This is a genomic window from Lysobacter sp. GCM10012299 (assembly GCF_042649405.1).
In the GTDB taxonomy this organism is placed as follows: Bacteria; Pseudomonadota; Gammaproteobacteria; order Xanthomonadales; family Xanthomonadaceae; genus Lysobacter_J.
Genome location: NZ_JBHRZC010000001.1, coordinates 629,246 through 654,946 on the forward strand (window position 1 = coordinate 629,246; position 25,701 = coordinate 654,946).

The window sequence follows — 25,701 nt, forward strand, 5'->3', positions numbered from 1 at the left end:
TCAGCTTTCCGGCGGATCCGAATCCAGCACCTGCACCGGCGCACCACCGCTGGTGGCGTCCGTCATCCGCGCATCGGTCACCAGCATCACCACGCCCGGACTGAGCAGCGGCAAGACCGCGGCGACGAAGTCATGCGGGATCACGACCCGGTTGATCGTTTCCGGACCCAGCAGCATGCCCGAGGGATCGCTGCCACCCGGGATGCCGATCGCGCTCCAGTTCGGCATCTGCGTGCCCGGCAGCAGCGGGTTGTCGCCGGGCAGGTAGCCTTCCTTGACGATGTAGGCATGCGTGCCCAGCGGTTTTTCGGGATTGCGGATCAGCACTCGCGAGCGTCCGATCTCGATGCCGTTGCGGTAGACGATCACGCGCTCGTCGGCGCCGCTGAGCAGGATCGACACCGGGCCCTCGGTCGATACTTCCGGACGCCAGCGGTACTTCTGGCCGTTCTCGAGCGGCGGAATACCGGTCTCGGCGCCCGTGTGCGGATCAATCGGACTCAACGCGCCCGGATGGACGATGTCCTCGGGCGACTTGCCTTCCTGCGACACCACCACGGTCATGCCCATGTTCGAAGATCCGAACAGCAGCCGCGCGAACTCCGACGGAAGGTGCACGCAACCGTGCGACTCGGGATAGCCGGGCAGTCCACCGGCGTGCAGGGCGACGCCGTCCCAGGTAAGCCGCTGCATGTACGGCATTGGTGCCGCGTTGTACTTGCTGGAACGGTGGTCCTCGTCCTTCTGCAGGATCGTGAACACACCGGTCGGCGTTTCGTAGCCCTTCCGGCCGGTGCTGACCGTGCTCACGCCGATCGGGATGCCGTTGCGGTAGACGTAGGCGCGCTGCTCGGTGAGGCTCACCACCACGGCCAGCGGCCCGGCCCGGTTGTCGCCGCCCCAGATCCACTGCCCGGGCTTGAGCTGCGCCGGCGGTGTGTTGGCGGGACTGGATTCGCGCGCGCCCCACGAAGGCACCGCGGCGACGGCGGACACGCACAGGAGCAGGGACAGACTGGCGGCGAGCAGGCTCGGGGCGAGGCGAAGCATCAGGCGATCCGTTCTTTGACGTGACACAAGCCTAGCGCACGCATGTGTAGGCGCCAGCAAGAAGGCGCCTGCGCATCATCAGCCCGATGCCGGTCGATCCGCGGTGTCGTGGTGGACGACGGCATCGTGCTGGCGTCGCGCGGCCGGGCAGTTGAGCAGCGCCGAGCGCGCCAGCCAGGCCTGGTCGGGGTAGTACGAGAACACGAACTGGCCGCCCTTGAGCAGGTCGATCATCGGCTTGGCCACGGCGGTGCGCACGGCGGGACAACCCCAGCTGCGTCCGAGACGGCCCATGCGCTTGCCCTGGTTCGCATCGACATACGGTGCGCCGTGCATGACGATCGCGCGCGCCATCGCCGCATCGTTCACGCCGGGCTCCAGGCCCTGCATGCGCAGCGAATAGCCATTCTTGCCGGTGTAGGTGTCGGCGGTGACGAACAAGCCGAGGCTCGACTGGTGGCTGCCGTCGCGGTTCGAAAAACGCGTCGCGATGTTCTCGCCCGAGCCCTGGCCATGGGCCACGACTTCCTCGTAGAGCAGCTTGCCGGCGGCGAGGTCGAACACCCACAGGCGCGGCAGCAGCGACGGCCGGCTGTAGTCGATGACGGCCAGCCGCCGCGCACTCGCACCGACACCGCTGGCCTGTGCGCATTGCATCGCCGCCTGCGCCAGATCGAGCACTTTCGGGTCGGCACCCGGCGCCAGGCGCGCCAGCGGCGAAGCCGGCAGCGATGCGGCTTCCGCCGGAGGCGAAAACTTCACGACCGCGGGCTCGCCGGCTTTGCGCGTGGCGAGGCCGGGCGTGGCCGGCAGCAGGGCAGCGGCGGCCAGGAGGAGGGTGCGGGGCTTGAGCATCGGGCTATTGTCGTAAGGCATTGCTGAACCACAGTATTTTGCGACTGAAAGTTCGAATACAAGCTCGATTTGGTGGCGGGGCTATTCAGTTTCGCGGACACAAAAAAACAGGCCGGCGGGAAGCCGGCCTGTTCGGGTGCTGCGGGGTCCTTCGACTTCGGCCCTTTGGGCCTACGCTCAGGACGAACGGTGGGCTCAGCCCTTCTTGGCTGCGATCCAGCGGTCGATCTTGCCTTCCAGGATGTTCAGCGGCACTGCGCCATCCTTCAGCACTTCGGCATGGAACTCGCGGATGTCGAACTTCGGGCCCAGCTCCTTCTCGGCCTTCGCACGCAGTTCCTTGATCTTCAGCTCGCCGATCTTGTACGCCAGGGCCTGGCCCGGCCACGCGATGTAGCGCTCGGCTTCGGCCGTGGCCTGGGTCTCGCTCTCGGCGGAGTTGTCGAGCATGTACTTGATCACCTGCTCGCGCGTCCAGCCCTTGCTGTGCAGGCCGGTGTCGGTGACCAGGCGGATCGCACGCCACAGTTCGTTCTGCAGATAGCCGAAGTAGTTGTACGGGTCGGTGTAGACACCCAGGTCCTTGCCCAGCGACTCGGAGTACAGGCCCCAGCCTTCGGCGAACGCACTCTCGCCGCCGAAGCGACGGAATGCCGGCAGGTTCTTCAGCTCCTGCTGCAGCGCCAGCTGGAAGTGGTGGCCCGGGATGGCTTCATGCAGGTACAGGTCTTCCGCGTCCCACGTCTTGCGCGTCGGCAGATCGTAGGTGTTGACGTAGAAAATGCCCGGGCGCGTACCGTCTTCGCTCGGCGTCATGTACTCGCCACCGGCCGCGGACTGCGCACGGAACGGCTCGACCGGACGGATCTCGAACGGCGACTTGGGAATCAGCGAGAACTGCTCCGGGATCTTCTGGTTGATCTTCGCTTCGAGAGCGCGGTAGTACTCCAGCAGCGCCTTCTCGTCCTTGAAGCCGAAGCGCTTGTCGGTCTGCATGAACTTGAAGAAGTCCTGCATCGAACCCTTGAAGCCGACCTCGGTCATGACCTTCTGGATTTCGCCATGGATGCGCGCGACTTCGTCCAGGCCGATCTTGTGGATCTGCTCCGGGGTCAGGTCGGTGGTGGTGCTCTGCTTGGCATTGAACGCGTACCACGCTGCGCCGCCCGGCAGCTTGTCCAGGCCGACCGTGTCGCGGGTCTTGGGCAGGTATTCGTCGTTGATGTAGGTGCGCAGCTTCTTGTAGGCCGGCATCACCTGGTCGGCGATCATCGCCCGGTAAGCATCGGTCAGGCGCTTCTTGTCGGCGTCGGAGAAGTCCTTTGGCATCTGCGTGATCGGGCCCCAGAACAGCGTGTCCTCGGGCTTGGCCTTGATCAGCGCATCAAGCTGCGGGATGACCTTGATCATCAACGCCTTGGGCTGCACCACGCCGGCGGTGACGCCTTCGTTCATGCTGGTGATGGCCGAGTCGAACAGCGTTGGCAGCTTGCTCGCGCGCGCCAGCCAGTTGTCGTAATCCTTGACGGTCTTGAACGGCTGCGCGCCCGTGCCGGAGCCCAGCTGCACGACCAGCGATGGCAGCGAATGCATCTGGTTGATCGGCAGCTGCCAGTCCGGGTACTTGAACGACTCCAGCGTGTCCTTGGCGTCTTCGACGAAGATCTCGTAGCTCAGCAGGTCCTGGCCGGTCAGGCCTTCGCTGCCGACGGCTTCGACCTTGGCCAGCCACTCGGTGACGAACTGCTTGGTCTGCTCGCGGTACTGCGCGGAGAAATAGTCGGGCAGCTGGTCGTTGTAGCGCGGGTCGCCCTGGAAGGTCGCCGCGATCGGGTTGAGCTTGAGGTTGGCTTCCCAGTAGTCGGCGTACAGCTTGTTGAGCTGGTCGGCCTTGGCCTGGGAATTCTGGGTGGCGGCCGGAGCGGCGGGGGTGGCGGGTGTGGCCGTCTCGGTGGAGGGCTTGCAGCCGGCGATCGCAGCAGTGACGGCGATGGCGAGCAGGAGCGGGTGCAGCTTCATGGGTGGATCTCCTGGTGAATGCGGATCTTGCGAAACGAAACCGTGTGGCTTGCTTCAGCCGGCTGCCTTCTCCGAGGCAATCCAGCGGTCGATCTTGCCCTCGAGAATCTCAAGCGGCACTGAACCGTCCTTCAGGACTTCGGCGTGGAACCGGCGCACGTCGAACTTCGGTCCCAGGGCCTTCTCGGCGCGGTTGCGCAGCTCCTGGATCTTCAGTTCGCCCATCTTGTACGCCAGCGCTTGCGCCGGTATGGCCATGTAACGCTCGGCTTCCGCGGTGGACTGTGTCTCGCTCTCGGCGGAGTTGTCCAGCATGTACGCGATCACCTGCTCGCGGGTCCACCCCTGGCTGTGCAAGCCGGTGTCGACGACCAGGCGGATGGCGCGCCACAGCTCGTTCTGCAGATAGCCGAAGTAGGAATAGGGGTCCTCGTACACACCCACGTCCTTGCCCAGCGATTCGGCGTACAGCCCCCAGCCCTCGCTGAAGGCCGTCTCGCTGCCGAAGCGGCGGAACTTGGGCAGGTTGGTCAGCTCCTGCTGCAGCGCGAGCTGGAAGTGGTGGCCCGGAATCGCTTCGTGCAGGTAGAGATCCTCCGCGTCCCAGGTCTTGCGGGTCGGCAGGTCGTAGGTGTTGACGTAGAAGATGCCTGGACGGGTGCCGTCCTGGCTCGGGCGCTGGTACGAGCCGCCGGCTGCGGACTGCGCGCGGAATGCCTCGACCGGCCGGATCTCGAACGGCGCCTTCGGCGTCAGCGAGAACTGCTCGGGGATCTTCTCGTTGATCTTCGCTTCCAGGCCGCGGTAGTAGGCCAGCAGTGCCGGCTCGTCCTTGAAACTGAAGCGTGGGTCGGTCTGCATGAACTTGAAGAACTCTTTCATCGAGCCCTTGAAGCCGACCTGCTGCATGACCTTGCCGATCAGGCCGTGGATGCGCGCGACTTCGTCCAGGCCGATCTGGTGGATCTGCGCCGGGGTCAGGTTGGTCGTGGTCGTGCTGCGTGCGTTGTAGGCATACCAGGCGGCGCCATTGGGCAGCGCATCGAGTCCGGACGTGGTGCGCGTGGCCGGCAGGTAGACATCGTTGATGAAGGTGCGCAACTCACGATAGGCCGGCATCAGCTGGCCTTCGATCATCGTCTTGTACTCGGCGGTGAGGCGCTGCTTGTCGGCGTCGGAGATGCCGGTCGGGAACGCTTTGACCGGGCCCCAGAACAGCGTGTCCTCGGCTTTGCCCTTGATCAGCGCATCGAGCTGCGGGATCACCTTCACCATCAGCGCACGCGGCTGCACCACGCCGTTCTTCATGCCTTCGCGGCTGTTGGCGATGGCCTGCGCGAACAGCACCGGCACCTGCGCGGCGCGCTTGCGCCAGGCGTCGTAGTCGGCGGTGGTCTTGAACGGTTGCGCACCGGTGCCGGAGCCGAGCTGGGCAATGGTGGCGGCGAAGTTGTAGAACTGGTTGACCGGCTGCTGCCAGGTCGGGAACTGCTCGCCTTCCAGTGCCTTCTCGCGGTCGCGCACGAAGATCTGCCAGCTCAGCAGTTCCTGCCCGGCGAGGCCGTCGCTGCCGGCCTGCTTCACTGACTTGAGCCAGCGCGTGTTGAAGTCGTGCATCTGCTGGCGGTAGTGCGCCGACAGCGTGTTGGGGAGCTGGTCGTTGTAGCGGTTGTCGCCCTGGAACGTCGCCTGCAGCGGATTGAGCTTGAGCAGCTCTTCCCAGTACTGCTCGTAGAGCGCGTTGAGGCGGGCGGCTTTCGCGGCCTGCGATGCGGTTGCCGGCGTGTCGGCGGCGACGGCCGGCGCGGCTGCGGCGGATGCGAGGGTCAGGGCAAGAGCAAGGGCAAGCGGGCGCAGCAACGGCATACAGGGGTCCCCGGGCAAGGCCGAATGGCCAAGCATGGCCGACGCGGGCAGGGGGCGCTTAGGTCGGAAGTCACGGAATGTGACGCCGTTCGCCCGGCGGCGCCTACACCAGCGCCGCTTCCTCACGCAGCTGCTGCGCCCGGGCTTCGCCCAGATAGCGCGTGATGCCGGCACGTACCAGGTAGATCAGCGGAATAAGCGCGATCGCGGCCAGCATCTTGTAGGCATAGTTGACCGTGCTGACCGCCAGGAACAGCGAAGTCGGCCACTTCTGCGGCCCCAGCACGAAGGCGATGTAGAGCACGACGAAGCTGTCCACCAGCTGCGACACCGCGGTCGAGCCGGTCGCGCGCAGCCACACGTACTTCTCGCCGGTGATGTTGCGGATGCGGTGGAACACGGCGACGTCGATCAGCTGGCCGAGCATGAAGGCGACCAGCGAGCCGCCAATGGTCCACAGCCCCTGGCCGAACACGGCGGCGAACGCGGCCTGGTAATCGCTCACTCCCTGCGGCTGCGCGGCCTTGATCCACCAGTCCGCGGGTGCGATCGAGATGGCCGCGAACGCGAACACGAAGCCGTACACGATCAGCGCCGCTGCCAGCCACGAGATCATGCGCACGCCGCGACGGCCGAAGAACTCGTTGATGACGTCGGTCATCAGGAACACCACCGGCCACAGCAGCGTGCCGGCAGTGAAACTCAGCGAACCGGTCTGGCCGAACAGGTTCCATTCCAGCGGCGCGATGCCGAGGGTGTCCTCGAGCGCGAAGATCTTCACGCCGATGAACTCGGCCAGCACCGCGTTGACGCAGAAGAACGCGCTCAGCACGATGAACAACCACACCGCGCGATCGTGCAGCGTGCGTCCCTGCAGGCTCATGCGCGGCAACTCATGCGCGCGGCGGGGTCGGTGGCGAGAACGGAATGGTGTCGGGCGACACCGCGCCGCCGGAGATGATGAAGCTCATTGCCTGGTCGACGCTCCAGTCGGTCGGGGTGATCATCTCCACCGGCACGATTTCCAGATAGCCGGAAGTCGGGTTCGGCGTGGTCGGCACGTACACCGCTGCGAGCTCGCGACCGGTGCCCTGCTCGCGCAGCACGCGGGTGACAAATCCAATCGACTTCATCTGCGAGTGCGGGAAGTCGATCAGCACCACGCGCTGGGTGCCGTCGGGCTTGGTCTGCAGGATGTCGAGCAACTTGCGCGCGCTGCCGTAGATGGTGCTGGCCAGCGGGATGCGATCGATCAGCGCCTCGAACCAGCGCAGCATGCGCTGGCCGAACACGCGCCTGGCCATCACGCCGGAGAACAGGATCACCGCGACCGTGGCCAGCATCGCCAGCACCGTCCGCACCCACGGCTCGGCCAGCCACGACAGCGTCTGTGGCGAAGTGGTGGCAAGGTTCTGCAGCACCGGCGTGATCAGCGGCGCGCTCATGTCCGACAGCAGCACGAACACGAACTTGACGACGACCCAGGTCAGCCAGATCGGCAGCAGGGTGAGCAGACCGGTGAGGAACAGCCGTTGCAGGCTGGGGCGGGTCGGGGCGGCGCGGCCGCCGGGGAGGGTCTCGGACATGGCGCGGATTGTAGGGCACCACGGCTTGCCCCGGCCGGGCGGGTGGCTCAGCGTTCGCGCACCAGGCGGAAGCCGACGTCGTCATAGCCACGCTCGGCCAGCAGCGTGCGCTGGTCCTGGCGGCTGCGCCAGGACTCGCCGGCCACCTGGCGCTGCTGGCAGTTGCTGCCGCAGTCGCGCAGCCACATCGACAGCGCCCGGTTGCCGCTGTCGCTGCGCAGGTGGGCAGCCTCCTCGGCGCTGGGCAGGCGATAGCGGCGACCGGTCTGGGCGCTGTACCACTGCGCGTAGGCCTGGGCGTCATCGAGCGAGATGCAAACGACCGGGTCGTTCTCTTCCTGCCTGAAGCCCGGCTTCTGCCAGTCGCGCGGATCGATCACGCGCAGCAGCGAGGCGCGCTCGCGGCACAGCGTCGGCGTGCGGCCGTTGGACGCGGCGAAGCGGGCGTACTCGCGGCGCGACACCGGGCGCGGCGTCATCGTCACGCTGACCTTGGCGCTGGCCTGGGAGGTGACATCTATCGTGGCGCCGCGGGCCAGGCCCTTGGGCAGCGCCTTGGCCTGGGCGAGCAGGCGCGGGTCGAGCTTGCGCGGCAGGTCGAGCTGCCCGGCCAGTGCGGTCGTGCGCTGCACTTCGGCCTTGTCGCGTCGCTTGACCGCCTGTTCCAGGCGGGCGTCGAGCGCCTTGCTGGCCTGGTTGCGCAAATCCGACTGGGCCGGCGAGCTGGCGGTGCCGGTCTGCTGGCCGAGGTTGTTGGCATAGGTCAGCAGCTCGCGCGCACGCGTGTCCTTGCCGTCGCGCACGTTGCGAACGATCTGCGCCGACAGCGCGAACGTGAGGTCGTCGATCGCCTTGCTCACGTCGGGATGGGTGCTGTCGGTGTGCCAGGCCAGCAGCACGCTGTCGAAGGCGTTGGCGTCGTCGGGCTCGGTCAGGCGGCCGCGCGCGATCTGCTGGCGGGCTTCGTCGAGCGCGCGCTGCAGCGGTGCTTCCGGCAGCGGCTGCAGCATCGCGTCGGTCGGGTCGTCGGTGGTTGTCGCCGTCGGTGCAGTGGCCACGGCCTCGGTCGGCGCGGCTGCCGTGCCGTCGTCGTCATCGCGGCCGATGCTGAAACCAAGCACGACCAGCGTCACCGCAGCGACGGCCAGCGCCGCCCACATCGGTGTCGCCCAGCGCTTGGAGGGGCGCAGCCGCTCGAATGCTTCCAGCGCGGCCGTCCACGGCTTGCGCTGCTGCACGGCGCGGATGGCGTTGGCCATCTGCGTGGCGTCCTGGAAGCGATTGGCGGCCTGCTTGGTCAGCGCGCGATTCATGAAGCGCTGCCAGTGATGCAGGTGTTGCGGGAGTTTCGGGATCGGGTCCTGCGCGTGCATCACCGCCATCGACAGCGCGTCGGCGGCTTCGAACGGCAGGCGGCCGGTGAGCATTTCCCACAGCAGCACGCCGAGGCTGTAAAGATCGGCGCGGCCATCGACGTCTTCGCCGCGTGCCTGCTCGGGCGCCATGTACGCGGTGCTGCCCACGGCCAGGCCTGCGGCGGTGACGCGAGGGCCGAAGCCGCGGCGCAGGGCGATGCCGAAGTCGGCGAGCAGCACGCGCTCGCTGTCGTCGAACAGCACGTTCTCGGCCTTGACGTCGCGATGGACGACGCCGCGCGAGTGCGCGTAGTCGAGCGCCGACAGCAGCGTGAGCGCGACTTCGACCGCGCGCGGTTCGTCCTTGCTCAGGTCGCGCTGGCCAAGGTGGCCGCGCGGCAAGTACGGCATCGCGTAGTAGGGCAGCCCTTCGCGGGTGCGACCGACTTCGTGGATGGTGACGATGTTGGGGTGTTCGAGGCGCGCGATCGTGCGCACTTCATTCTCGAAGCGGCGACGACTGACTTCGTCGGCCAGTGCAAGCGGCAGCATCACCTTGATGGCGACTTCGCGCGACAACGCGAGCTGGTTGCCCAGGTACACGGTCGACATGCCACCGTGGTTGATCACCTTGTGCAGGTGAAAGCCGGTGATCTCCGGTAATGGCGATGCGTTGTCGATGTTGGATGCTGGTCCGGACATCGCGTCCCCCTGTCGCGAAACGGGAGCATACGCCGTCAATTCGCAAAGCTCACGACGCCATCCTCACATCTGGGATGTGAAGACGGATGTGATGACGCACAGCGTCAGTTTATGTCGAAAACAGGCAAAACACGCTTGTTTTAAGCCACTTCCGCAGCGTCGCGATGCTTGGGTTTCTGCCTGACGTAGAGCTGTTTGCGCAAACGTGCGACGACATCGCCGTCGCTGTCGACGACGTCGGTGTTGAACCAGCGAAGCGTCTTGGCACCGGTGGCAGTGGCCTGGCGCAGTTCGACGAGCGTGCGCTCGTCGAGGCGGAAGTCGGCATGGACCGTGCCGCGTCCGGGCTTCACGAATTCGATCTCCGCCGCCTTGTCCCAGACCCAGTACTCGCTGCCCAGGGCGTTCATCGTCAGCAGCATCCAGAACGGGTCGGTCATGGCGAACAGGCTGCCGCCGAAGTGGGTGCCGACGTAGTTGCGGTTCCACGGGCGCATGCGCAGTTCGACGTGGGCATGGCGGTAGTCGGCGGCGATGGCGGTGACGCGGATGCCGCTGAACAGGAACGGCGGCCAGAGGTTCAGGCCGAGGCGCAGGTGGCTGGATTTCATGCGACCGGGGGAGGCGGGTGGGGCGGATAGCCTGCCATACGGATGCGTATTGAGAAAGGCTTTCCCTCTCCCGCCCCTTCGGGGCACCCTCTCCCACAAGGGGAGAGGGAGGCTTTTGCGTCAGAACAGCAGCGACGACATCCGGCGGCGATAACGACCGACCAGGTCCTCGTCCTCGACCACACGGAACGCATCGATCAGGGCCTTGCGCGGCAGGCCGTCGGAGTAGGTGCGGTCGCGACGCAGCATCTCGAGGAACTGCTCCAGCCCGGCCTCGGCATTGCCGCCGACGATGTGCAGGGCGCCGAGGATGTGGCGGGCGCGCAGGTCGTCGGGATTGCTGGCGATCGAGGCTTCCAGCACCGCGACCGGCGGCGCGTCCTTGAGCAGGGAGGCGAACTCCAGGCGCGAACGTGCGCGCTGGGCGCGGTCGTCGGTGGCCAGGTTGGCGGGAAGGCCATCGAGCAGCTGCTCGGCTTCCTGCGCGGCGCCGGTCTTGAGCAGGGCCAGGGCCAGCTCCAGGCGCAGCTCGGCGTTGTCGGCGTTGGCGGCGGCTTCGCCGCGCAGGCGCACCACTTCCTCGTGCGGGTCCAGTACCGGGGCCGGCGCTTCGACGGCGTCAGTTTCCGCCGGGGTGCCCGGTTCCACGCCGTGGTGCTTGAGGAATTCGCGGATCTGGCCTTCCGGCAGCGCGCCGGGGAAGCCGTCGACCAGTTGCCCGTCCTTGACCAGGAAGACGGTCGGGATCGAACGGACCTGGAACGCCCCGGCCAGCTGCGGCTCCTTATCGACGTCGACCTTGGCCAGCTCGAAGGCGCCGTGGTAGTCGGCGGCGAGCTTCTCGAGGATCGGTCCGAGGGTCTTGCACGGGCCGCACCATTCCGCCCAGAAATCGACCAGCACCGGCGTCTGCAGCGATTTCTGCAGCACTTGCGCTTCGAAGTTGTCGGCGGTGGCGTCGAAGACGTAGGTGGGGGCGGTGTCGGTCGTCATCAGCGGTGCTCGGCTCGGCTCGGTGGTCAGTCGCAGGAGATGGGGGCGGGCGGGATGCTTGGCAAGCATTCCGGGGCGGTCGGCACGCTAGCATGACGGGCCATCGTTCCGATTTTGCCGGACCCTCGTGAACCCTGACGCAAACGGCCGTATCGCCACGTTGTTCGATCGCCATGCCGGCACCCTGGCAGTGCTTTGTTGTGTCGGCACGATTCTCGCCTTCGCCGCCGCATTCGAGCCGTTCTCGCACCAGCAGCACCCGGTCGCGCTGCTGGGGGCACGCGGCGTGCCCGGGGCAGCCGCGTTCAACCTGCTGTGTTTCGTCGTGCCGGGGCTGCTCGCTGCGGTGGTCGCGGTGCGCCTGCGTGCGCGCCTGCCCGGCGACGCAGGCCGCAGTGCCGCGATTGGCGTGTGGATGCTGGCGATTTCGGCGCTGGCATTCGCGGCGCAGGGACTTTGGCCACTGGATCCCGCCGATCTGGAGAACGCTCGCAGCCAGCGCCACGCGACGGCGTGGTTGCTTTGGTGGCTGTCGTTCGCGCCGGGCGCGGTGCTGCTGGGCTTGGGCGTGCGCAGGGCACGGGGCTGGGCCGGTTGGGCGTGGCTGTTCATCGCGGCAGGGGCGCTGGCGATCGTGCTCAGCGTGATGCCGGCTGCGTGGCTGCCGGGGCCGATTGCGCAGCGGGTGTTGCTGGCGCTGTGGCTGGCGTGCGTGTGGGGCGCGTCGCGGCGTCGTTGACGCCGTCATCGTCATCCCCGCGAAGGCGGGGATCCATGGACGTTGGGCTCTGAATGGAAATGCGCAACGTCAAAATGGGTCCCGGCGTTCGCCGGGACGACGAGCGTTACAGCGCCGCCGATGCCTGCGCGGGCTGCGAACCCGGCTGGCGATAGACCTTGCCGTCCTTCATGACGAAGTCGACCTTCATCACCGCGCTGATGTCCTCGACCGGATTGCCGGGCACCGCGACGATGTCGGCGCGCTTGCCAACCTCGATCACGCCCTGGTCGTCGACGCCGAGCACTTCGGCGGCGCGGATCGTCGCTGCCTGCAGCGCCACCGTCGCCGGGATGCCGGCTTCCGTCATGTAGATGAACTCACGCGCGTTGTCGCCGTGCGGGCCCACGCCCATGTCGGTGCCGAAGGCGATCTTGACGCCGTTCTTGTAGGCCCGGCCGGCGGTGTCCTGGATCAGCGCGCCGATGCGGATCGCCTTGGGCCGCACCACTTCGGGGAAGTAGCCGTCGATCCTGGCCTTGTCGGCGACGAAGCGGCCGGCGTAGATCGTCGGCACGTACCAGGTGCCGTGCTGCTTCATCAGCGACATCACTTCCGGGCTCATGTAGGTGCCGTGTTCGATCGAGGTCACCCCGCCGAGCACCGCGCGCTTCATGCCTTCCTCGCCGTGGGCGTGGGCGGCGACGCGGTAGCCGTAGTCCTTGGCGGTATCCACTATCGCCTTGACCTCTTCGACGGTGAACTGCGGCGCGTCGCCGGACTTGGCATACGACAGCACGCCACCGGTGGCGGTGATCTTGATCACGTCGCTGCCTTCCTTGTAGCGCTGGCGCACGGCCTGGCGCGCATCGTCGATCGAGTTGATCACGCCCTCGGTGGGGCCGGGCGGGCCGATCAGGTGCGAGAGCGCATCGTTGTAGCCATTGGTGGGGTCGGCATGGCCGCCGGTGGTGGCGATCGACTTGCCCGCGGCCCAGATGCGCGGTCCATCGACCAGGCCCTGGTTGATCGCGTCACGCAGGTGCGGACTGACCTCGCCGCCGAGGTCGCGCACGCTGGTGAAACCCGCCATCAGCGTCTTGTTGGCGAAACCGACCGAGCGGAACGCGAAATCGACCTCGTCCAGGCGGAAGCCTTCCGTGTAGCTCTGCGGGCTGGACTGGCTGCCCAGGTGCACGTGCAGATCGGTCCAGCCGGGCGTGCAGGTGTGGCCAGACAGGTCGATGCGCGGCAGCCCGGCGCTGTCGGTCGCGCCAGCAGCCACCTCGGCGACCTTGCCGGCGCGCACGATGATCGTGTGCGGGCCCAGTACTTTGCCGGCGCGGGCATCGAACAGCTGGCCGCATTGCAGCGCATAGCTGTCGTTGGCGGCGAGGGCAGGCATGGCCGCCAGGGCCGTGCTCAAGGACAGAACGAGTGTGGACAGGCGCATTCGGTATCTCCCCGGGTGAAGGGCCTACTCTAGCCGCGCGGGCAGGCCGGGCTCCTGGGCCATTGGTCTAAAGCGGCCGTGCGGCCGGTCACGATGCAGTCCGGTGGTCTCCGGGGCGCCCATGCCGCCGGCCCCGGAATAGCGGCCATTTGTGCACTGCGGTAGGCTTGGCGGTCTTCCCCTAGCTTGCCCTTGCCCCCCGTGTCCACAGACGTCGAAGCCGCTCAAACCGTCGCCGATCCGAACGCCACCGACATCCGGGCCTTCGATCCGCTTGCCATCGAGGCCGCCGCCCAGGGGTTCTGGGACGACAGCCGCGCCTTCGAGGTCGACGAGCGCTCGGACAAGCCCAAGTACTACTGCCTGTCGATGCTGCCGTACCCGTCGGGCGCGCTGCACATGGGCCACGTGCGCAACTACACCATTGGCGACGTCATCAGCCGCTACAAGCGCATGACCGGCCACAACGTGCTGCAGCCGATGGGCTGGGACGCCTTCGGCCTGCCGGCCGAGAACGCCGCGATCAAGAACAAGACCGCGCCGGCGAAGTGGACCTACGCCAACATCGCCCACATGAAGGCGCAGCTGAAGCAGATGGGCTACGCGATCGACTGGTCGCGCGAGTTCGCCACCTGCCAGCCGTCGTACTACGTGCACGAGCAGCGCATGTTCGTGCGCCTGATGAAGAAGGGCCTGGCATACCGCAAGAATTCGGTGGTCAACTGGGATCCGGTCGACCAGACCGTGCTGGCCAACGAGCAGGTCGTCGACGGCCGCGGCTGGCGCACCGGTGCGCTGGTGGAAAAGCGCGAGATCCCGCAATGGTTCCTCAAGATCACCGATTACGCGCAAGAGCTGCTCGACGGCCTGGACGCATTGCCGGGCTGGCCGGATGCGGTCAAGACCATGCAGCGCAACTGGATCGGCCGCAGCGAAGGCCTGGAGATCCGCTTCGACGTGCATGATGCGGACGGCAACGCCGTCGCGCCGCTGAGCGTGTTCACCACGCGTCCCGATACGCTGATGGGCGTGACCTTCGTGTCGATCGCCGGCGAGCATCCGCTGGCCCTGGCGGCGGCGCAGAAGGACGCCGAACTGGCCGAGTTCCTCGCCGACCTGAAGAAGGGCGGCGTCACCGAAGCCGAACTGGAAACGCAGGAAAAGCGCGGCCGCGACACCGGCCTGCGCGCCATCCATCCGATCACCGGCGAAGCGCTGCCGGTGTTCGTCGCCAACTTCGTGCTGATGAACTACGGCACCGGCGCGGTCATGGCCGTGCCCGCGCACGACCAGCGCGACTGGGAGTTCGCCCAGCGTTACGCGCTGCCGATCCGCATGGTCATCGTGCCGGCGCAGGTGCGCGACGCGCTGGCCGAGATCGGTGAGCATCTGTCGCGCCACGACGATCCGATGCGCAGCGCGCTCGGCGGCGCCGGCGCGGTCGATGTCTACGACACCACCGCGGCGGTTCAAGTCGTGGAAGAGTTCCAGCGTCGCATCGCCGAGGAGTCGGCCTACACCGAGCGTGGCTGGCTGGTGAATTCCGGCGAGTTCGACGGCATGGAATTCCAGCAGGCGCTTGATGCGCTGGCCACGCGCTTCGAAGGCGACGGCAGCGGCCAGCGCCGCGTCAATTTCCGCCTGCGCGACTGGGGTGTCAGCCGCCAGCGCTACTGGGGTTGCCCGATCCCGGTGATCCTGTGCGGCAAGTGCGGCGATGTGCCGGTGCCGGAAGACCAGCTGCCGGTCGTGCTTCCGGAAGACGTCGCCTTCAGCGGCGTGGCTTCTCCGATCAAGTCCGACCCGACCTGGCGCCAGACCACCTGCCCGCAGTGCGGCGGCGCGGCCGAGCGCGAGACCGACACCTTCGACACCTTCATGGAGTCGAGCTGGTACTACGCGCGTTACACCTCGCCGGGCGCCGAGCAGCAGGTCGACGAGCGTGCCAAGTACTGGACGCCGGTCGACCAGTACATCGGCGGCATCGAGCACGCGATTTTGCACTTGCTGTACTTCCGCTTCTATCACAAGCTCATGCGCGACCAGGGCCTGGTCGGCAGCGACGAGCCGGCGATCAACCTGCTCACGCAGGGCATGGTGATCGCGGAAACCTTCTACCGCGACCACGCCGACGGCTCCAAGGACTGGATCAACCCGGCCGACGTCGAGGTGATCCGCGACGAACGCGGCCGCATCACCGGTGCCACGCTGAAGGCCGATGGCAAGCCGGTGGTGATCGGCGGCACCGAGAAGATGTCGAAGTCGAAGAACAACGGTGTCGATCCTCAGCTGATGGTCGGCAAGTACGGCGCCGACACGGTGCGCCTGTTCTCGATGTTCGCCGCGCCGCCGGAACAGTCGCTGGAGTGGAACGAGGCGGGCGTGGAAGGCATGTCGCGCTTCCTGCGCCGCTTCTGGCGCGAGGTGCTCGAGCACGTGTCCCGGCCGGACCATCCGGAAGTGGACGCGGCCCAGCTCGGCGCCGCGCAGAAAACGCTGCGCCGCCAGCTGCACGAGGCCATCCAGAAGGTCGGCGACGACTACGGCCGCCGCCACAGCTTCAACACCGCGATCGCGGCGCTGATGGAACTGCTCAACCATGTGTCGAAGTTCGACGACATGAGCGACCAGGGCCGTGCCGTCCGCCATGAAGCCCTGCAGGCGATGGTGTTGCTGCTCAACCCGGTCACGCCGCACGTGTGCCATGCGCTGTGGCAGGCACTGGGCCACGCCGAGACGCTGCTGGAGGACGTGCCGTTCCCGGTCGCCGACCCGGCCGCGCTGGTGCGCGATGCGGTGACGCTCGCGGTGCAGGTCAACGGCAAGCTGCGCGGCACCATCGACGTGCCGGTGAGCATCAGCAAGGAAGACGCCGAGCGCCTGGCCCTGGCCGAGCCGAACGTGGCCAAGTTCATGGAAGGCCTGTCGGTCCGGAAGGTGATCGTCGTCCCGGGCAAGATCGTGAACATCGTTGCCGGATGACGATCCGGGCCGTCGGGGCTTGGCTGAATGGCGTTCGCATGGGCGGCCGCCGGCAAGCGCGCGCTATTGATGGCAACAGGGCCCTCGTCCAGACTGCACCCATGATCCGTCACTCGATCCGTCGCATGATCCCCGCCAGCGCCGCGCTGGCCATCACCCTGGCCGTGTCGGCCTGCGGCTTCCATTTGCGCAGTGCCCTCGAGTTGCCGGCCGACATGGGGCCGGTGCGCGTGGTCTCGGCAGACCGGTACAGCCCGTTGGCCGAATCGCTGGCCGACGCACTGACCCGCGCCGGCGCCACGCCGGCCACCGAGGACACCGGCAACGCCACCGTGCTCGACCTGCTCGGCGAGCAGTGGGGCGACCGTCCGATCGCACTGGACGAACTCGGCCGCGCGCAGGAGTACTCGCTGCGCTATGCGGTGACGTTCGAAGTGCGCAAGCCCGATGGCTCCACGCCGGTGCCGCGCCAGACCATCGAGCTGGCGCGCGACTACGTGTCCAACCCGGTGCAGTCGATCGGTACCGAAGGCGAGCGCGAGATCCTGCAGGGCGAAATGCGCCGCGAGATGGTCGCGTCGGTGCTGCGTCGCCTCGACGCCGTTGCCCGCCACACGGCGGCGATGCCCGCACCGGCGCCGTCCACGACAACGCCGCCCACGACAGCGCCGCCTGCAACAACGCCCGAAGCCGCGCCGGCAACCCCCGTCGACGGCACGCCTCTCGACGGCACGCCTGTCGACGGCACGCCGCGCTGAACCCGCGCTGCTGAAATGGAACTGAAGCCGGAACAGCTGGTCGCCCAGCTTGGCCTCGACCAGGCCACGCCGCCGCCGCTGCGTCCGGCCTACCTGATCGCCGGTCCCGAACCGCTGCGCGTGCTCGAAGCCGCCGACGCGGTGCGTGCCGCCGCACGCCGGCAGGGCATTGCCGAACGCGAAGTCTTCGAAGCCGAAGGCAACCAGCGTGAGCCGGACTGGAATGGTTTGTCGGCGAGCTTCCGCGCGCCGAGCCTGTTCGCCAGCCGGCGCCTGGTCGAAGTGCGCCTGCCCAGCGGCAAGCCGGGCAAGGAAGGCGCCGAAGTCATCAGCGATTTCTGCTCCGATCCGCCGAATGACGTGGTGCTGATGGTCACTGCCGGCGAGTGGAGCAAGCAGCACGGCGGCAAGTGGAGCGAAGCGATCGGTCGCATCGGGCTCATCGCAGTAGCCTGGGCGGTCAAGCCGCACGAATTGCCGGACTGGATCGAGCGTCGCCTGCGCCAGCACGGCCTGCGCGCTGACCGTGATGCCGTGCAGAACCTCGCCGATCGCGTCGAGGGCAACCTGCTCGCCGCCGCGCAGGAAATCGACAAGCTCGCCCTGTTGTCCGATGGCAGCACGCTCGACAGCGCGAAGATCACCGCACTGGTCGCCGATGCCGCGCGCTACGACGTGTTCCGCCTGGTCGACGCGGCGATGAACGGCAGCGGCGCGCAGGTCGCGCACATGCTGGCCGGGCTGCGCGCCGAAGGCGAAGCCGTGCCGGCGCTGCTCGGCATGGTGGTGATGGAACTGCAACGCGCCGCATCGCTGGCGCGCGTGCAGGCCAAGGGCGGCAACCTCGTCAACGAGTTCAAGGCGCAGCGGATCTGGGATTCGAAGCAGCCGATGTACCGGCGCGCGCTGCAGCGCCACGCTGCGCCGCGCTGGGATGCGTTCGTGGCCGAGGCCGGTCGCGTCGATCGCATCGCCAAGGGCCGCGGCCGCGTCGGCGAGGAGCCGACCGACGCGTGGCTCGCGCTGGAGCGCCTGCTGCTGGCGGTGGCGGAGCCGCGCGCGGCAAAGCTGCTCAACGTCCCGCTCGGCTGAGGCGGCGGGCGATGACGCTGCGTGTTTTCTACGGCGGCACCTTCGATCCGGTCCATTGCGGTCATCTGGCAGTGGCCTGCGCGGTGCGCGATGGGCTGGCGGCACAGGTCAACCTGATTCCCGCGGCCGACCCGCCGCACAAGGACGCGACCCATGCCGATGCCTCGGCGCGTGCGCGGATGCTCGATCTGGCGATGGCCGGCGAGCCGGGGCTCAAGGTCGATCGCCGGGAGCTGAAGCGGGAAGGGCCGTCCTACACGGTCGATACCTTGCGTGAACTGCGTCTGGAGCTGGGCCCTGACGTGCCGATCGTGTGGATGCTCGGCGGCGATTCGCTGCTGCAACTGCACACGTGGCATCGCTGGCAGGAATTGTTCGATTTCGCGCACGTCCTGGCCGTGGCCCGGCCGGGATCGCACCTGGACGCGGCCGCCATCGGCGCGCAGTCGCCGCGGGTCCATGCGGAGCTCGCGCCGCGCTGGCGGGATGCGCTGGAGCTGTCGCAAGCCCCTGCTGGGGGCTTCGCGGTGTTCGAGCTGGCCCTGCAGCGCCCGGAATCGTCCACGGAGCTGCGTCGGCGGATCGCCGCTGGCGAGCCCTGGCAGGATTGGGTCCCGGCGGCAGTGGCCGAATACATCCGCCGTCACGGGCTGTACGCCGTCCGGGACGTCACACCCGCTCCGTTATAATCTCCATAACCCCGCGCCGAGAGCCATCGCCCCTTGAGTACCGAAGCACAAGTCATCAAGACCCGCCTGCCCGACCCGCCGCCGCCGGTAGATCTCCTGCTCAAGACGGTCCACGCCGCGGTCGAGGAACTGAAGGCCAAGGATGTCGTCGAGATCGATGTGCGCGGCAAAAGCAGCGTCACCGACTACATGGTGATCGCCTCGGGCACTTCGACGCGCCACGTGAAGTCCATCGCCAACGAGGTCGTCAAGTTCGCCAAGAACCTCGACGTGCAGCCGTTGGGCGTGGAAGGTGAGCGCGAGGCCGAATGGGTGCTCGTGGACCTGGGCGATGTGGTCGTCCATGTGATGCTGCCGCGCGTTCGCGAGTTCTACGCTCTCGAGCGTCTGTGGACGGTCGGCGACCAGCCGCCGGGCATGGAAGAGGACGAGGAATACGAGGTTGGCTACGGCCGGCGTCGCTGATCTCTCTCTCGAACTCAAGAAACGGCGTCCTTTGTGGCGCCGTTTTGCTTTTGGGCGAGTGTCTTCGTCGTGGCGTTGTCCGCCGGGCCGGGGATTGCTCCGCCCCTTAGTCAGACATCCTGTCTGATGCGGGGCGCGGGACATCCATGTCCCGCTGCGGATCAATCCCCGACCCGTCGGCCAACGCTCCGCCGCTTCATTTCCCGGTCTTCGGCGCTTGCCCGTCATTCCCGCGGAGGCGGGAACCCAGCGTCGTTGAAGCCGTCATTCCCGCGAAGGCGGGAACCCAGCGTCGTTGAAACCGTCATTCCCGCGAAGGCGGGAATCCATGGACGTCGATCTTCTACAAATGCCCGCGCTCCCACGGCCCCGTGATCGCCACCGTGATCCCCGGCGTCTGGATGTTGACGAACAGCGTCTGGCTGGAAGGGTCCCAGCACGCGCCGCAGAACTCGCTGTCGCGGTAGTCGCCCTCGGGGATGACCTTGCCGGCGTTGGCGATCTGGGTCGATGTCAGTTCGATGTTGTTCTTGCAGAACCAGAAGCTCTCGCCCTGGCGGGTCAGTCCGATCAGTCGTGCGCCGGGGCCGTACTGGTCGGGGCTTTCGCCGCCGTCTTCGCACAGCAGCACGCCGCCGCGGCTGCTCACGGTGATGTTGTCGGGGTTGTGCGCGGCCAGCTGGTGGCCGCTGACGAACAGTGCGCGGATGCGCTGGGTGAGCAGGTCGAGCACCCACACCGCGCCGTTGCCGCGGCCCTTGCGGCCCTGTGCGTCGATGCCGGTGCTGGTGTCGACGATGAACATCTTGCCGTAGCTGTGCCAGATGCCTTCGCCGCGGCTCATGCGCAGTGCGCCCGCGCTCCACGCTTGGGCGAACGGGCCGCTCAGGGTCTCGCCGGCGGAGATGTCGGGGAAGCCGGACGGGGCGACGATGCTGTCGAGGTCCGGGTCGGGGATGTCGACCCATTCCAGCGCGTACTCGTCACCGATCGCGGCGACGGTGAGGTCGGCGTTGGGGTGGCGGCGCACGCGCGCGGCCTGCAGGCGGCCGCCGTGTTCGAGCGAGCCGTAACGGCCGGCGCGGTCGTTGGGGATGAAGCGGTACAGGCCGGCCTTGTTGCGGTCGTCCTCGGTCAGGTAGACCACGCCGGTGCGCGGGTCGATGGCGACGGCTTCGTGGCTGAAACGGCCCAGCCCGACCAGCGGCCGGCCGCTGGTGCGTTCGGCTTCGGCGTGCACTTCGAACACGTAGCCGTGCTTCTTGCCGGTGCTCGAGACCGCATCGGTCTTGATCTCTTCGCAGGTCAGCCAGCTGCCCCACGGGGTCGGGCCGCCGGCGCAGTTGACCAGCGTGCCTCCGAGGCTCGCCTCGATGCTGCGCCATTCGCCGTTGCGCCAGGTCATCGTGGTGGTGCCGCCGCCGGCCACCTGGCCGCCGCCGATGTCGCCGCGGTCGTACATGCCCGGTGCGTTGATCGGGCTGGCGCCGCCGCGCTCGTGGTTACGGATCAGCACGAGTTCGTGACCGTGGCCTTTGCCGTGGTCGTGTTTGTCGTCCGGGCGCGAGCCGGGCCGGCGCACGCCGACCACGGCCATGCCGTCGTGGCGGTCGGGGCAGGGCTGGCCGTCGCTCATCACATCGCCGCTCCAGCCAAACGAGCGGTAGCTGAAGCCGCGCGGCAACTGCAGCAACGGCAGTCCGGTGGCGCGGTCGGCGACCGGTGCGAGCGGGCCATAGCGGCCGGGAATCGGGGCAAGGCGGGTCGGGTCGCCGGCGGCCAGCGCCTGACGCGAGTACAAGGCACCAAGGCTGCTCATGGCGCCAACGGCCATGGCGGCGGCGCCGCCTTTGAGGACCTGGCGGCGGGAGAGATCCAACGCATTCATCTGCGGCTCCTGCGGGGCTGGGGGAGCCTGCAACCTAGGTGCGTGGCGTGGCCGAACGATGACATCGCCGAGTCAGTGCGCGGTACCGTGACGCGCTACCGGTAACATTCGCGTCAATGAAAGCGAAATTGATCGCCGTCGGTGAGCATGCCCCGCGCTGGGTGGCCGAAGGCTTCGGCGAATACCGCAAGCGCCTGTCCCATTGGCTGCCACTGGAGCTGGTCGAGATCGAACCGGGCCTGCGCGGCAAGGGGCGCGACGCCGCGCGTGCCACCCAGGACGAAGGCGCGCGCGTGCTGGCCGCATTGCCGAAGAACGCCTGCGTGATCACCCTCGACGGACGCGGCCGCACCTGGTCGTCGGAGCAGCTGGCGCAGCGCCTGGAGCATTGGCGCGGGCAGGGCCGCGACCTGGCCTTCCTGATCGGCGGTCCGGAAGGGCACGCACCGGAGGTGATCGCGCGCGGTGACGAATCGTGGTCGCTGGGGCCGTTGACGCTGCCGCACATGCTGGTGCGGCTGGTCGCCGCGGAGCAGTTGTATCGGGCGGCGGCGTTGCTGGCGAACCATCCCTACCACCGCGCCTGACCTGCGGCCCGGACTGCGTGGATCGCAGCCCGGGCGCATCGCTCACCGGTCCAGCTTGAACTCGATCGGCACGCGTCCCAGCGCCTGCACGGCCTGGCCGTCGCGGAACGCCGGCTGGAACCTCCACTGCGCCAGCACCGCGCGCCTGGCTGCCTGGTCGAGCACGCGATGGCCACTGCTGCGCACCACGCGAACCTCCAGCGGACGGCCGTCGATGCCGACCAGGATTTCCAGTTCGACGGTGCCCATCAGGCCTTCGCGCACCGCCTCGCGCGGGTAGGCCGGTGCGGGTGCCGACAAGGCCTGCAGCACCGAACCGCTGGCAGGCGGCAACGACTCGCCCAGCGATCCGTCCGGAGTGCCGGGCTCAACCGGCGGCAGCGCTTCATCGCCCGCCTGGGCGTCGACCACGGCTTCGGTGACGGTCGTCTCCGCCGGCGCCAGCCGTGGCGATGGCATGCGCTCCGGCCTGGGCGGCGTGCGTTCGATCCTGACGTCCTGCGGCGGCTGCGGCGGAGGCTCGATCGGCTTGCGCGGGACGAGTTCGAAGACCTGGATGACGCGTTCCTGCACCGGCGGCGCGTACTTCACCAGCGGCATCATCAGCAGCATCACCACCACCGCATTGACGGCGATGGCACTGGCGCTGGCGATGATGCGACCGCCATCGACGTCGGCGACACGGAACGAACCGGCCTGGTGGCGCAGGGAAATCGCATTCGACATGGGTGCCTCCTGGTGTGGTCTGCACTGGCGGCAAACGCATCCGTGTCGGCAACGGGGTTGAATCACTCGCAAAAAAAATCAGGCCCGCACAAGGCGGGCCTGATGTCTGCAGCGTGGAGGCGATCAGCGCTCCGGCAACTTTTCCGGTTCCCGTCCCAGTCCACCTTCATCCGGGTCCGGCTTGCGCTTGGGATGCGGCTGTTGCGCATCCTCGCGGTCGCGCGGCTTCGGCTCGGGGTAACCCGGGTTCTGGCCCGGACGTGGGTCGGCGGCGGGCGGAGTGGTCTTGCCGGAGCGGGTCATGATCAGTTCCCCAGTTCGAAGACGATATCCAGGCTGACCGACAGCGTGTTTTCACCGGCTGCGATCGGCGTGTCGAAGGCTTCCTTGCCGCGGGCCATGGCCATCATCGGCATCGGACGCGGCGGCGCGAAGCTGCCACCCTCGCTGATGCTGACGATGCGGCGGACCTTCAGGCCCAGCGTCTTGGCGTACATCTGCGCACGCGTCTGCGCCTTCTCGACCGCGGCGCGGCGCGCCTCGTCGTAGGCCTCGCCCTTCTTGGCGTCGTCGATGTCGAAGGTCGGGCCGTTGATCTGGTTGGCGCCGGTGGCGGCCAGTGCATCCATGATCTTGCCGAGCTTGCCGATGTCACGGACCGTGACATTCACCGTGTTCTGCGCCTGGTAGCCGGTGATCGTCGGCGGCTGGTTGTCGCCGTACTTGTACTGCGGGTTGAGGTTGACGCCACTGGTCTGGATGTCGCGTTCGGCGATCCCGGCGGCCTTGATCGCCGCCACCACCTTGGTCATCTGCTCGGCATTGGCGCGCATCGCCGAATTGGCGTCGGCGGCCTGGGTCACCACGCCGGTGGAGAGGGTGGCGATGTCCGGCGCGCGACGGGCCTCGGCCTGGGCCGACACCGACAGCAGGGTTCCGTCGGTTGCAACGTACGGGGTGGTCTGGGCGGGGCTCACGACGGGGAAGGCTCCAAAGGCGAGGGCGGCGGCCAGCACGAGCGGGCGCAGGGCGAAGCGGGAAGACGTCAGGTGCATGAACAACTCCTTGAGGTTGGGGCTAGGGTCTGGATGGTGCAGTGAACGATTCGTGAGCCTGGTCGGGGTTGAGTGACGCCGCGCGCGCTGCCGCGCAGTCAGCGCGGGTTATGCTTTCGCCGATGCTTTACCTCGCCTCCAAATCCCCCCGCCGGCACGAATTGCTGGGCCGGCTCCTGTCGAGCCAGCCCGGCCTGGAGTTCGGCGTGCTCGACCTCGACATCCCCGAGCACCCGCAGCCCGGCGAGCCGGCCGAGTCCTATGTGCGCCGGGTCGCCCGCGAGAAGGCCGGTGCCGGCCTGCTCAAGGTGGTCGGCAACCCCACCGCGGTCGTGCTCGGCTCCGACACCGAGGTCGTGCTCGACGATGAAGTGTTCGGCAAGCCGGCCGACGATGCCGATGCCGCGGCGATGCTGCGCAGACTGTCCGGACGCACCCACCAGGTGATCTCGGCAGTGTCGCTGGTTTCGCCGTCGCGCGAGCTGCAGGCCGTCTCGATTTCCGAAGTCACCTTCGCGCAGCTCAGTCCGGCGCAGATCGACGACTACGTTGCCAGCGGCGAGCCGCACGGGCGCGCGGGCGCGTATGCGATCCAGGGACTGGCCGAGGCGTTCACCACGCGTCTTTCCGGCAGCTACTCCGGCGTGATGGGTTTGCCGTTGTACGAAACCGCCACCTTGCTGCGCCAGTTCGGAGTGTTGAAGTGACCGAAGAAATACTGGTCAACGTTACGCCCCGCGAAACCCGCGTTGCCGTCGTCGAAAACGGCATGCTCCAGGAACTGCACATCGAACGCGGCTGGCGCCGCGGCGTCGTCGGCAACATCTACAAGGGCAAGGTCCAGCGGGTCATGCCGGGCATGCAGGCGGCGTTCGTCGAGATCGGGCTGGAGCGCGCAGCGTTCCTGCATGCGGCCGACATCATCAAGCCGGTGCCCGTTGCAGAGGGAGCGAGCGAAGGCGAGGAGGCCCCGCTGCCGCCCGCGCCTACACGACCCATCGCCGAACTGCTGCGCGAAGGCCAGGACATCATCGTGCAGGTGGTCAAGGACCCGATCGGCAGCAAGGGCGCGCGCCTCACCACGCAGTTGAGCATTCCCTCGCGTTACCTGGTGCTGCTGCCGCGCACGCGCGTGGTCGGCGTGTCGGCGCGCATCGAGGACGAGGCCGAGCGCGCCCGCCTGAAGGCGCACATCACCTCGCTGGCGCCGTCCAGCGACAGCCATGGCTACATCGTGCGCACCAATGCCGAAGGCCAGCCTGAGGAACAGCTGGCCGAGGACGTGGCCTACCTCGGCCGGGTCTGGGGCCTGATCGAGGAGCGCTCGCGCACGGCCCGTGTTGGCGAACGCGTGTACGAAGACCTCAACCTGCCGCTGCGCGCGGTCCGCGACCTGATGCGCAAGGACGTCGAGAAGGTGCGCGTGGATTCGCGCGAGACCTGCGAGCGCCTGCGCGTGTTCGCGGCGCAGTACATGCCGGGCCTGGACGAGAAGATCGAGCACTACACCGGCGCGCGTCCCATCTTCGACCTGTACGGCGTCGAGGACGAGATCCAGCGTGCGCTCGACAAGGAGGTGCCGCTCAAGTCCGGCGGTTACCTCGTCATCGACCAGACCGAGGCGATGACCACGGTCGACATCAACACCGGCTCGTTCCTCGGCCAGCGCAACCTCGAGGAGACGGTGTACCGCACCAACCTCGAGGCCGCGCAGTCGGTGGCGCGCCAGCTGCGCCTGCGCAACCTGGGCGGCATCATCATCATCGACTTCATCGACATGACCGACTCCGAGCACAAGCGGCAGGTGCTGCGGCAGCTCGAGAAGTCGCTCGCCCGCGACCACGCCAAGACCACGGTGTACGAGTTCTCGCCGCTGGGCCTGGTGGAGATGACGCGCAAGCGCACCACGGAAAGCCTGGAGCGCCAGCTGTCCGAGCCCTGCCACGAATGCGGCGGACGCGGCACGCTGAAGACGCCGGAGACGGTGACGTACGAAATCTTCCGCGACATCGTCCGCCAGGTGCGCCAGTTCGACGCGCAACGCCTGCTGGTGATCGCTTCGCCGAAGGTGGTCGCGCGCATCACCGACGAGGAGTCGGCGGCGGTGGCCGAACTGGAGGAGTTCCTCGCCAAGTCGATCCGCTTCCAGGCCGACGACCAGTATGCGCAGGAGCAGTTCGATGTTGTCCTGCTCTGACGAGCGCCTGGGCCGGGACGGGGCGACAGGCAAGCACGCGCACGGAGCCGGTTG

General features: G+C 67.7%; 23 protein-coding genes. 9 read left to right on the forward strand and 14 right to left on the reverse strand.

From position 1 onward, the window contains the following. The 9 genes from ACFOPO_RS03145 to trxA form a co-directional block, all read right to left on the reverse strand. A complete protein-coding gene (locus ACFOPO_RS03145) occupies positions 1-1,050 on the reverse strand; it encodes a L,D-transpeptidase (RefSeq protein ID WP_386700754.1) in 1,050 nt (349 codons plus the stop codon). A 78-nt stretch (positions 1,051-1,128) separates the two neighbouring features. Next, on the reverse strand, positions 1,129-1,905 hold the full coding sequence (locus tag ACFOPO_RS03150; RefSeq protein ID WP_386701261.1) for a murein L,D-transpeptidase catalytic domain family protein: 777 nt from the start codon (positions 1,903-1,905) through the stop codon (positions 1,129-1,131). A 195-nt stretch (positions 1,906-2,100) separates the two neighbouring features. Beyond that, positions 2,101-3,924 carry a DUF885 domain-containing protein gene (locus ACFOPO_RS03155; protein WP_386700756.1) on the reverse strand — a complete coding sequence of 608 codons (1,824 nt, stop codon included), beginning with the start codon at positions 3,922-3,924 and terminating at the stop codon, positions 2,101-2,103. 54 nt (positions 3,925-3,978) lie between these two features. After that, positions 3,979-5,790 carry a DUF885 domain-containing protein gene (locus ACFOPO_RS03160; protein WP_386700758.1) on the reverse strand — a complete coding sequence of 604 codons (1,812 nt, stop codon included), beginning with the start codon at positions 5,788-5,790 and terminating at the stop codon, positions 3,979-3,981. Between the two features lie 103 nt (positions 5,791-5,893). Next, complete coding sequence (locus ACFOPO_RS03165) at positions 5,894-6,673, reverse strand: queuosine precursor transporter (RefSeq protein ID WP_386700760.1); 780 nt, start codon at positions 6,671-6,673, stop codon at positions 5,894-5,896. 10 nt (positions 6,674-6,683) lie between these two features. Then, the gene (locus tag ACFOPO_RS03170) at positions 6,684-7,376 is read right to left on the reverse strand and encodes a DUF502 domain-containing protein (protein ID WP_386700762.1); all 693 of its coding nucleotides are present in this window, start codon (positions 7,374-7,376) and stop codon (positions 6,684-6,686) included. 47 nt (positions 7,377-7,423) lie between these two features. Beyond that, on the reverse strand, positions 7,424-9,433 hold the full coding sequence (locus ACFOPO_RS03175; protein WP_386700764.1) for a bifunctional serine/threonine-protein kinase/formylglycine-generating enzyme family protein: 2,010 nt from the start codon (positions 9,431-9,433) through the stop codon (positions 7,424-7,426). 140 nt (positions 9,434-9,573) lie between these two features. Further along, positions 9,574-10,044 carry a DUF4442 domain-containing protein gene (locus ACFOPO_RS03180; protein ID WP_386700766.1) on the reverse strand — a complete coding sequence of 157 codons (471 nt, stop codon included), beginning with the start codon at positions 10,042-10,044 and terminating at the stop codon, positions 9,574-9,576. Positions 10,045-10,164: 120 nt separating this feature from the next. Beyond that, the gene (gene trxA / locus ACFOPO_RS03185; protein ID WP_386700768.1) at positions 10,165-11,037 is read right to left on the reverse strand and encodes a thioredoxin; all 873 of its coding nucleotides are present in this window, start codon (positions 11,035-11,037) and stop codon (positions 10,165-10,167) included. A 127-nt stretch (positions 11,038-11,164) separates the two neighbouring features. Between trxA and ACFOPO_RS03190 the strand changes: the two genes are divergently transcribed. Beyond that, a complete protein-coding gene (locus ACFOPO_RS03190; RefSeq protein WP_386700770.1) occupies positions 11,165-11,776 on the forward strand; it encodes a DUF998 domain-containing protein in 612 nt (203 codons plus the stop codon). A 106-nt stretch (positions 11,777-11,882) separates the two neighbouring features. On the opposite strand, the gene ACFOPO_RS03195 is transcribed toward ACFOPO_RS03190, so the two are convergent. Beyond that, positions 11,883-13,208, reverse strand: coding sequence for an amidohydrolase family protein (locus ACFOPO_RS03195; RefSeq protein ID WP_386700772.1), 1,326 nt, complete (start codon positions 13,206-13,208; stop codon positions 11,883-11,885). Between the two features lie 255 nt (positions 13,209-13,463). Here ACFOPO_RS03195 and leuS point away from each other — a divergent pair, with 255 nt between their 5' ends. The 5 genes from leuS to rsfS all read left to right on the forward strand — a co-directional run bounded on the left by leuS (position 13,464) and on the right by rsfS (position 19,194). Next, complete coding sequence (gene leuS, locus ACFOPO_RS03200; RefSeq protein ID WP_386701263.1) at positions 13,464-16,190, forward strand: leucine--tRNA ligase; 2,727 nt, start codon at positions 13,464-13,466, stop codon at positions 16,188-16,190. Positions 16,191-16,291: 101 nt separating this feature from the next. Beyond that, complete coding sequence (gene lptE / locus ACFOPO_RS03205) at positions 16,292-16,948, forward strand: LPS assembly lipoprotein LptE (RefSeq protein WP_386700775.1); 657 nt, start codon at positions 16,292-16,294, stop codon at positions 16,946-16,948. Between the two features lie 15 nt (positions 16,949-16,963). Beyond that, positions 16,964-18,040 carry a DNA polymerase III subunit delta gene (holA, locus tag ACFOPO_RS03210; RefSeq protein ID WP_386700777.1) on the forward strand — a complete coding sequence of 359 codons (1,077 nt, stop codon included), beginning with the start codon at positions 16,964-16,966 and terminating at the stop codon, positions 18,038-18,040. A gap of 11 nt (positions 18,041-18,051) precedes the next feature. After that, on the forward strand, positions 18,052-18,729 hold the full coding sequence (nadD, locus tag ACFOPO_RS03215; protein WP_386700780.1) for a nicotinate-nucleotide adenylyltransferase: 678 nt from the start codon (positions 18,052-18,054) through the stop codon (positions 18,727-18,729). Positions 18,730-18,762: 33 nt separating this feature from the next. Next, positions 18,763-19,194, forward strand: a complete 432-nt coding sequence (rsfS, locus tag ACFOPO_RS03220) for a ribosome silencing factor (protein WP_241918867.1) — start codon at positions 18,763-18,765, stop codon at positions 19,192-19,194. 343 nt (positions 19,195-19,537) lie between these two features. Here rsfS and ACFOPO_RS03225 read toward each other — a convergent pair whose 3' ends face one another. After that, on the reverse strand, positions 19,538-21,082 hold the full coding sequence (locus ACFOPO_RS03225) for an alkaline phosphatase PhoX (protein ID WP_386700783.1): 1,545 nt from the start codon (positions 21,080-21,082) through the stop codon (positions 19,538-19,540). Between the two features lie 116 nt (positions 21,083-21,198). Between ACFOPO_RS03225 and rlmH the strand changes: the two genes are divergently transcribed. Next, positions 21,199-21,669, forward strand: coding sequence for a 23S rRNA (pseudouridine(1915)-N(3))-methyltransferase RlmH (rlmH, locus tag ACFOPO_RS03230; RefSeq protein ID WP_386700786.1), 471 nt, complete (start codon positions 21,199-21,201; stop codon positions 21,667-21,669). Between the two features lie 42 nt (positions 21,670-21,711). Here the strand turns inward: rlmH and ACFOPO_RS03235 are convergent, their stop codons facing one another. The 3 genes from ACFOPO_RS03235 to ACFOPO_RS03245 all read right to left on the reverse strand — a co-directional run bounded on the left by ACFOPO_RS03235 (position 21,712) and on the right by ACFOPO_RS03245 (position 23,450). Beyond that, positions 21,712-22,395: an energy transducer TonB gene (locus ACFOPO_RS03235; RefSeq protein ID WP_386700789.1), complete on the reverse strand. Its 684-nt coding sequence runs from the start codon at positions 22,393-22,395 to the stop codon at positions 21,712-21,714. A 123-nt stretch (positions 22,396-22,518) separates the two neighbouring features. Beyond that, entirely contained in the window at positions 22,519-22,698 is a 180-nt protein-coding gene (locus tag ACFOPO_RS03240; RefSeq protein WP_386700791.1) for a hypothetical protein, read from the reverse strand. A 2-nt stretch (positions 22,699-22,700) separates the two neighbouring features. Next, a complete protein-coding gene (locus tag ACFOPO_RS03245) occupies positions 22,701-23,450 on the reverse strand; it encodes an SIMPL domain-containing protein (RefSeq protein WP_386700793.1) in 750 nt (249 codons plus the stop codon). 122 nt (positions 23,451-23,572) lie between these two features. Here ACFOPO_RS03245 and ACFOPO_RS03250 point away from each other — a divergent pair, with 122 nt between their 5' ends. Beyond that, entirely contained in the window at positions 23,573-24,157 is a 585-nt protein-coding gene (locus tag ACFOPO_RS03250) for a Maf family protein (protein ID WP_386700795.1), read from the forward strand. Next, positions 24,154-25,647, forward strand: a complete 1,494-nt coding sequence (gene rng, locus ACFOPO_RS03255; protein WP_386700797.1) for a ribonuclease G — start codon at positions 24,154-24,156, stop codon at positions 25,645-25,647. The genes ACFOPO_RS03250 and rng overlap by 4 nt, the downstream gene beginning before the upstream one ends. Positions 25,648-25,701: the final 54 nt, after the last annotated feature.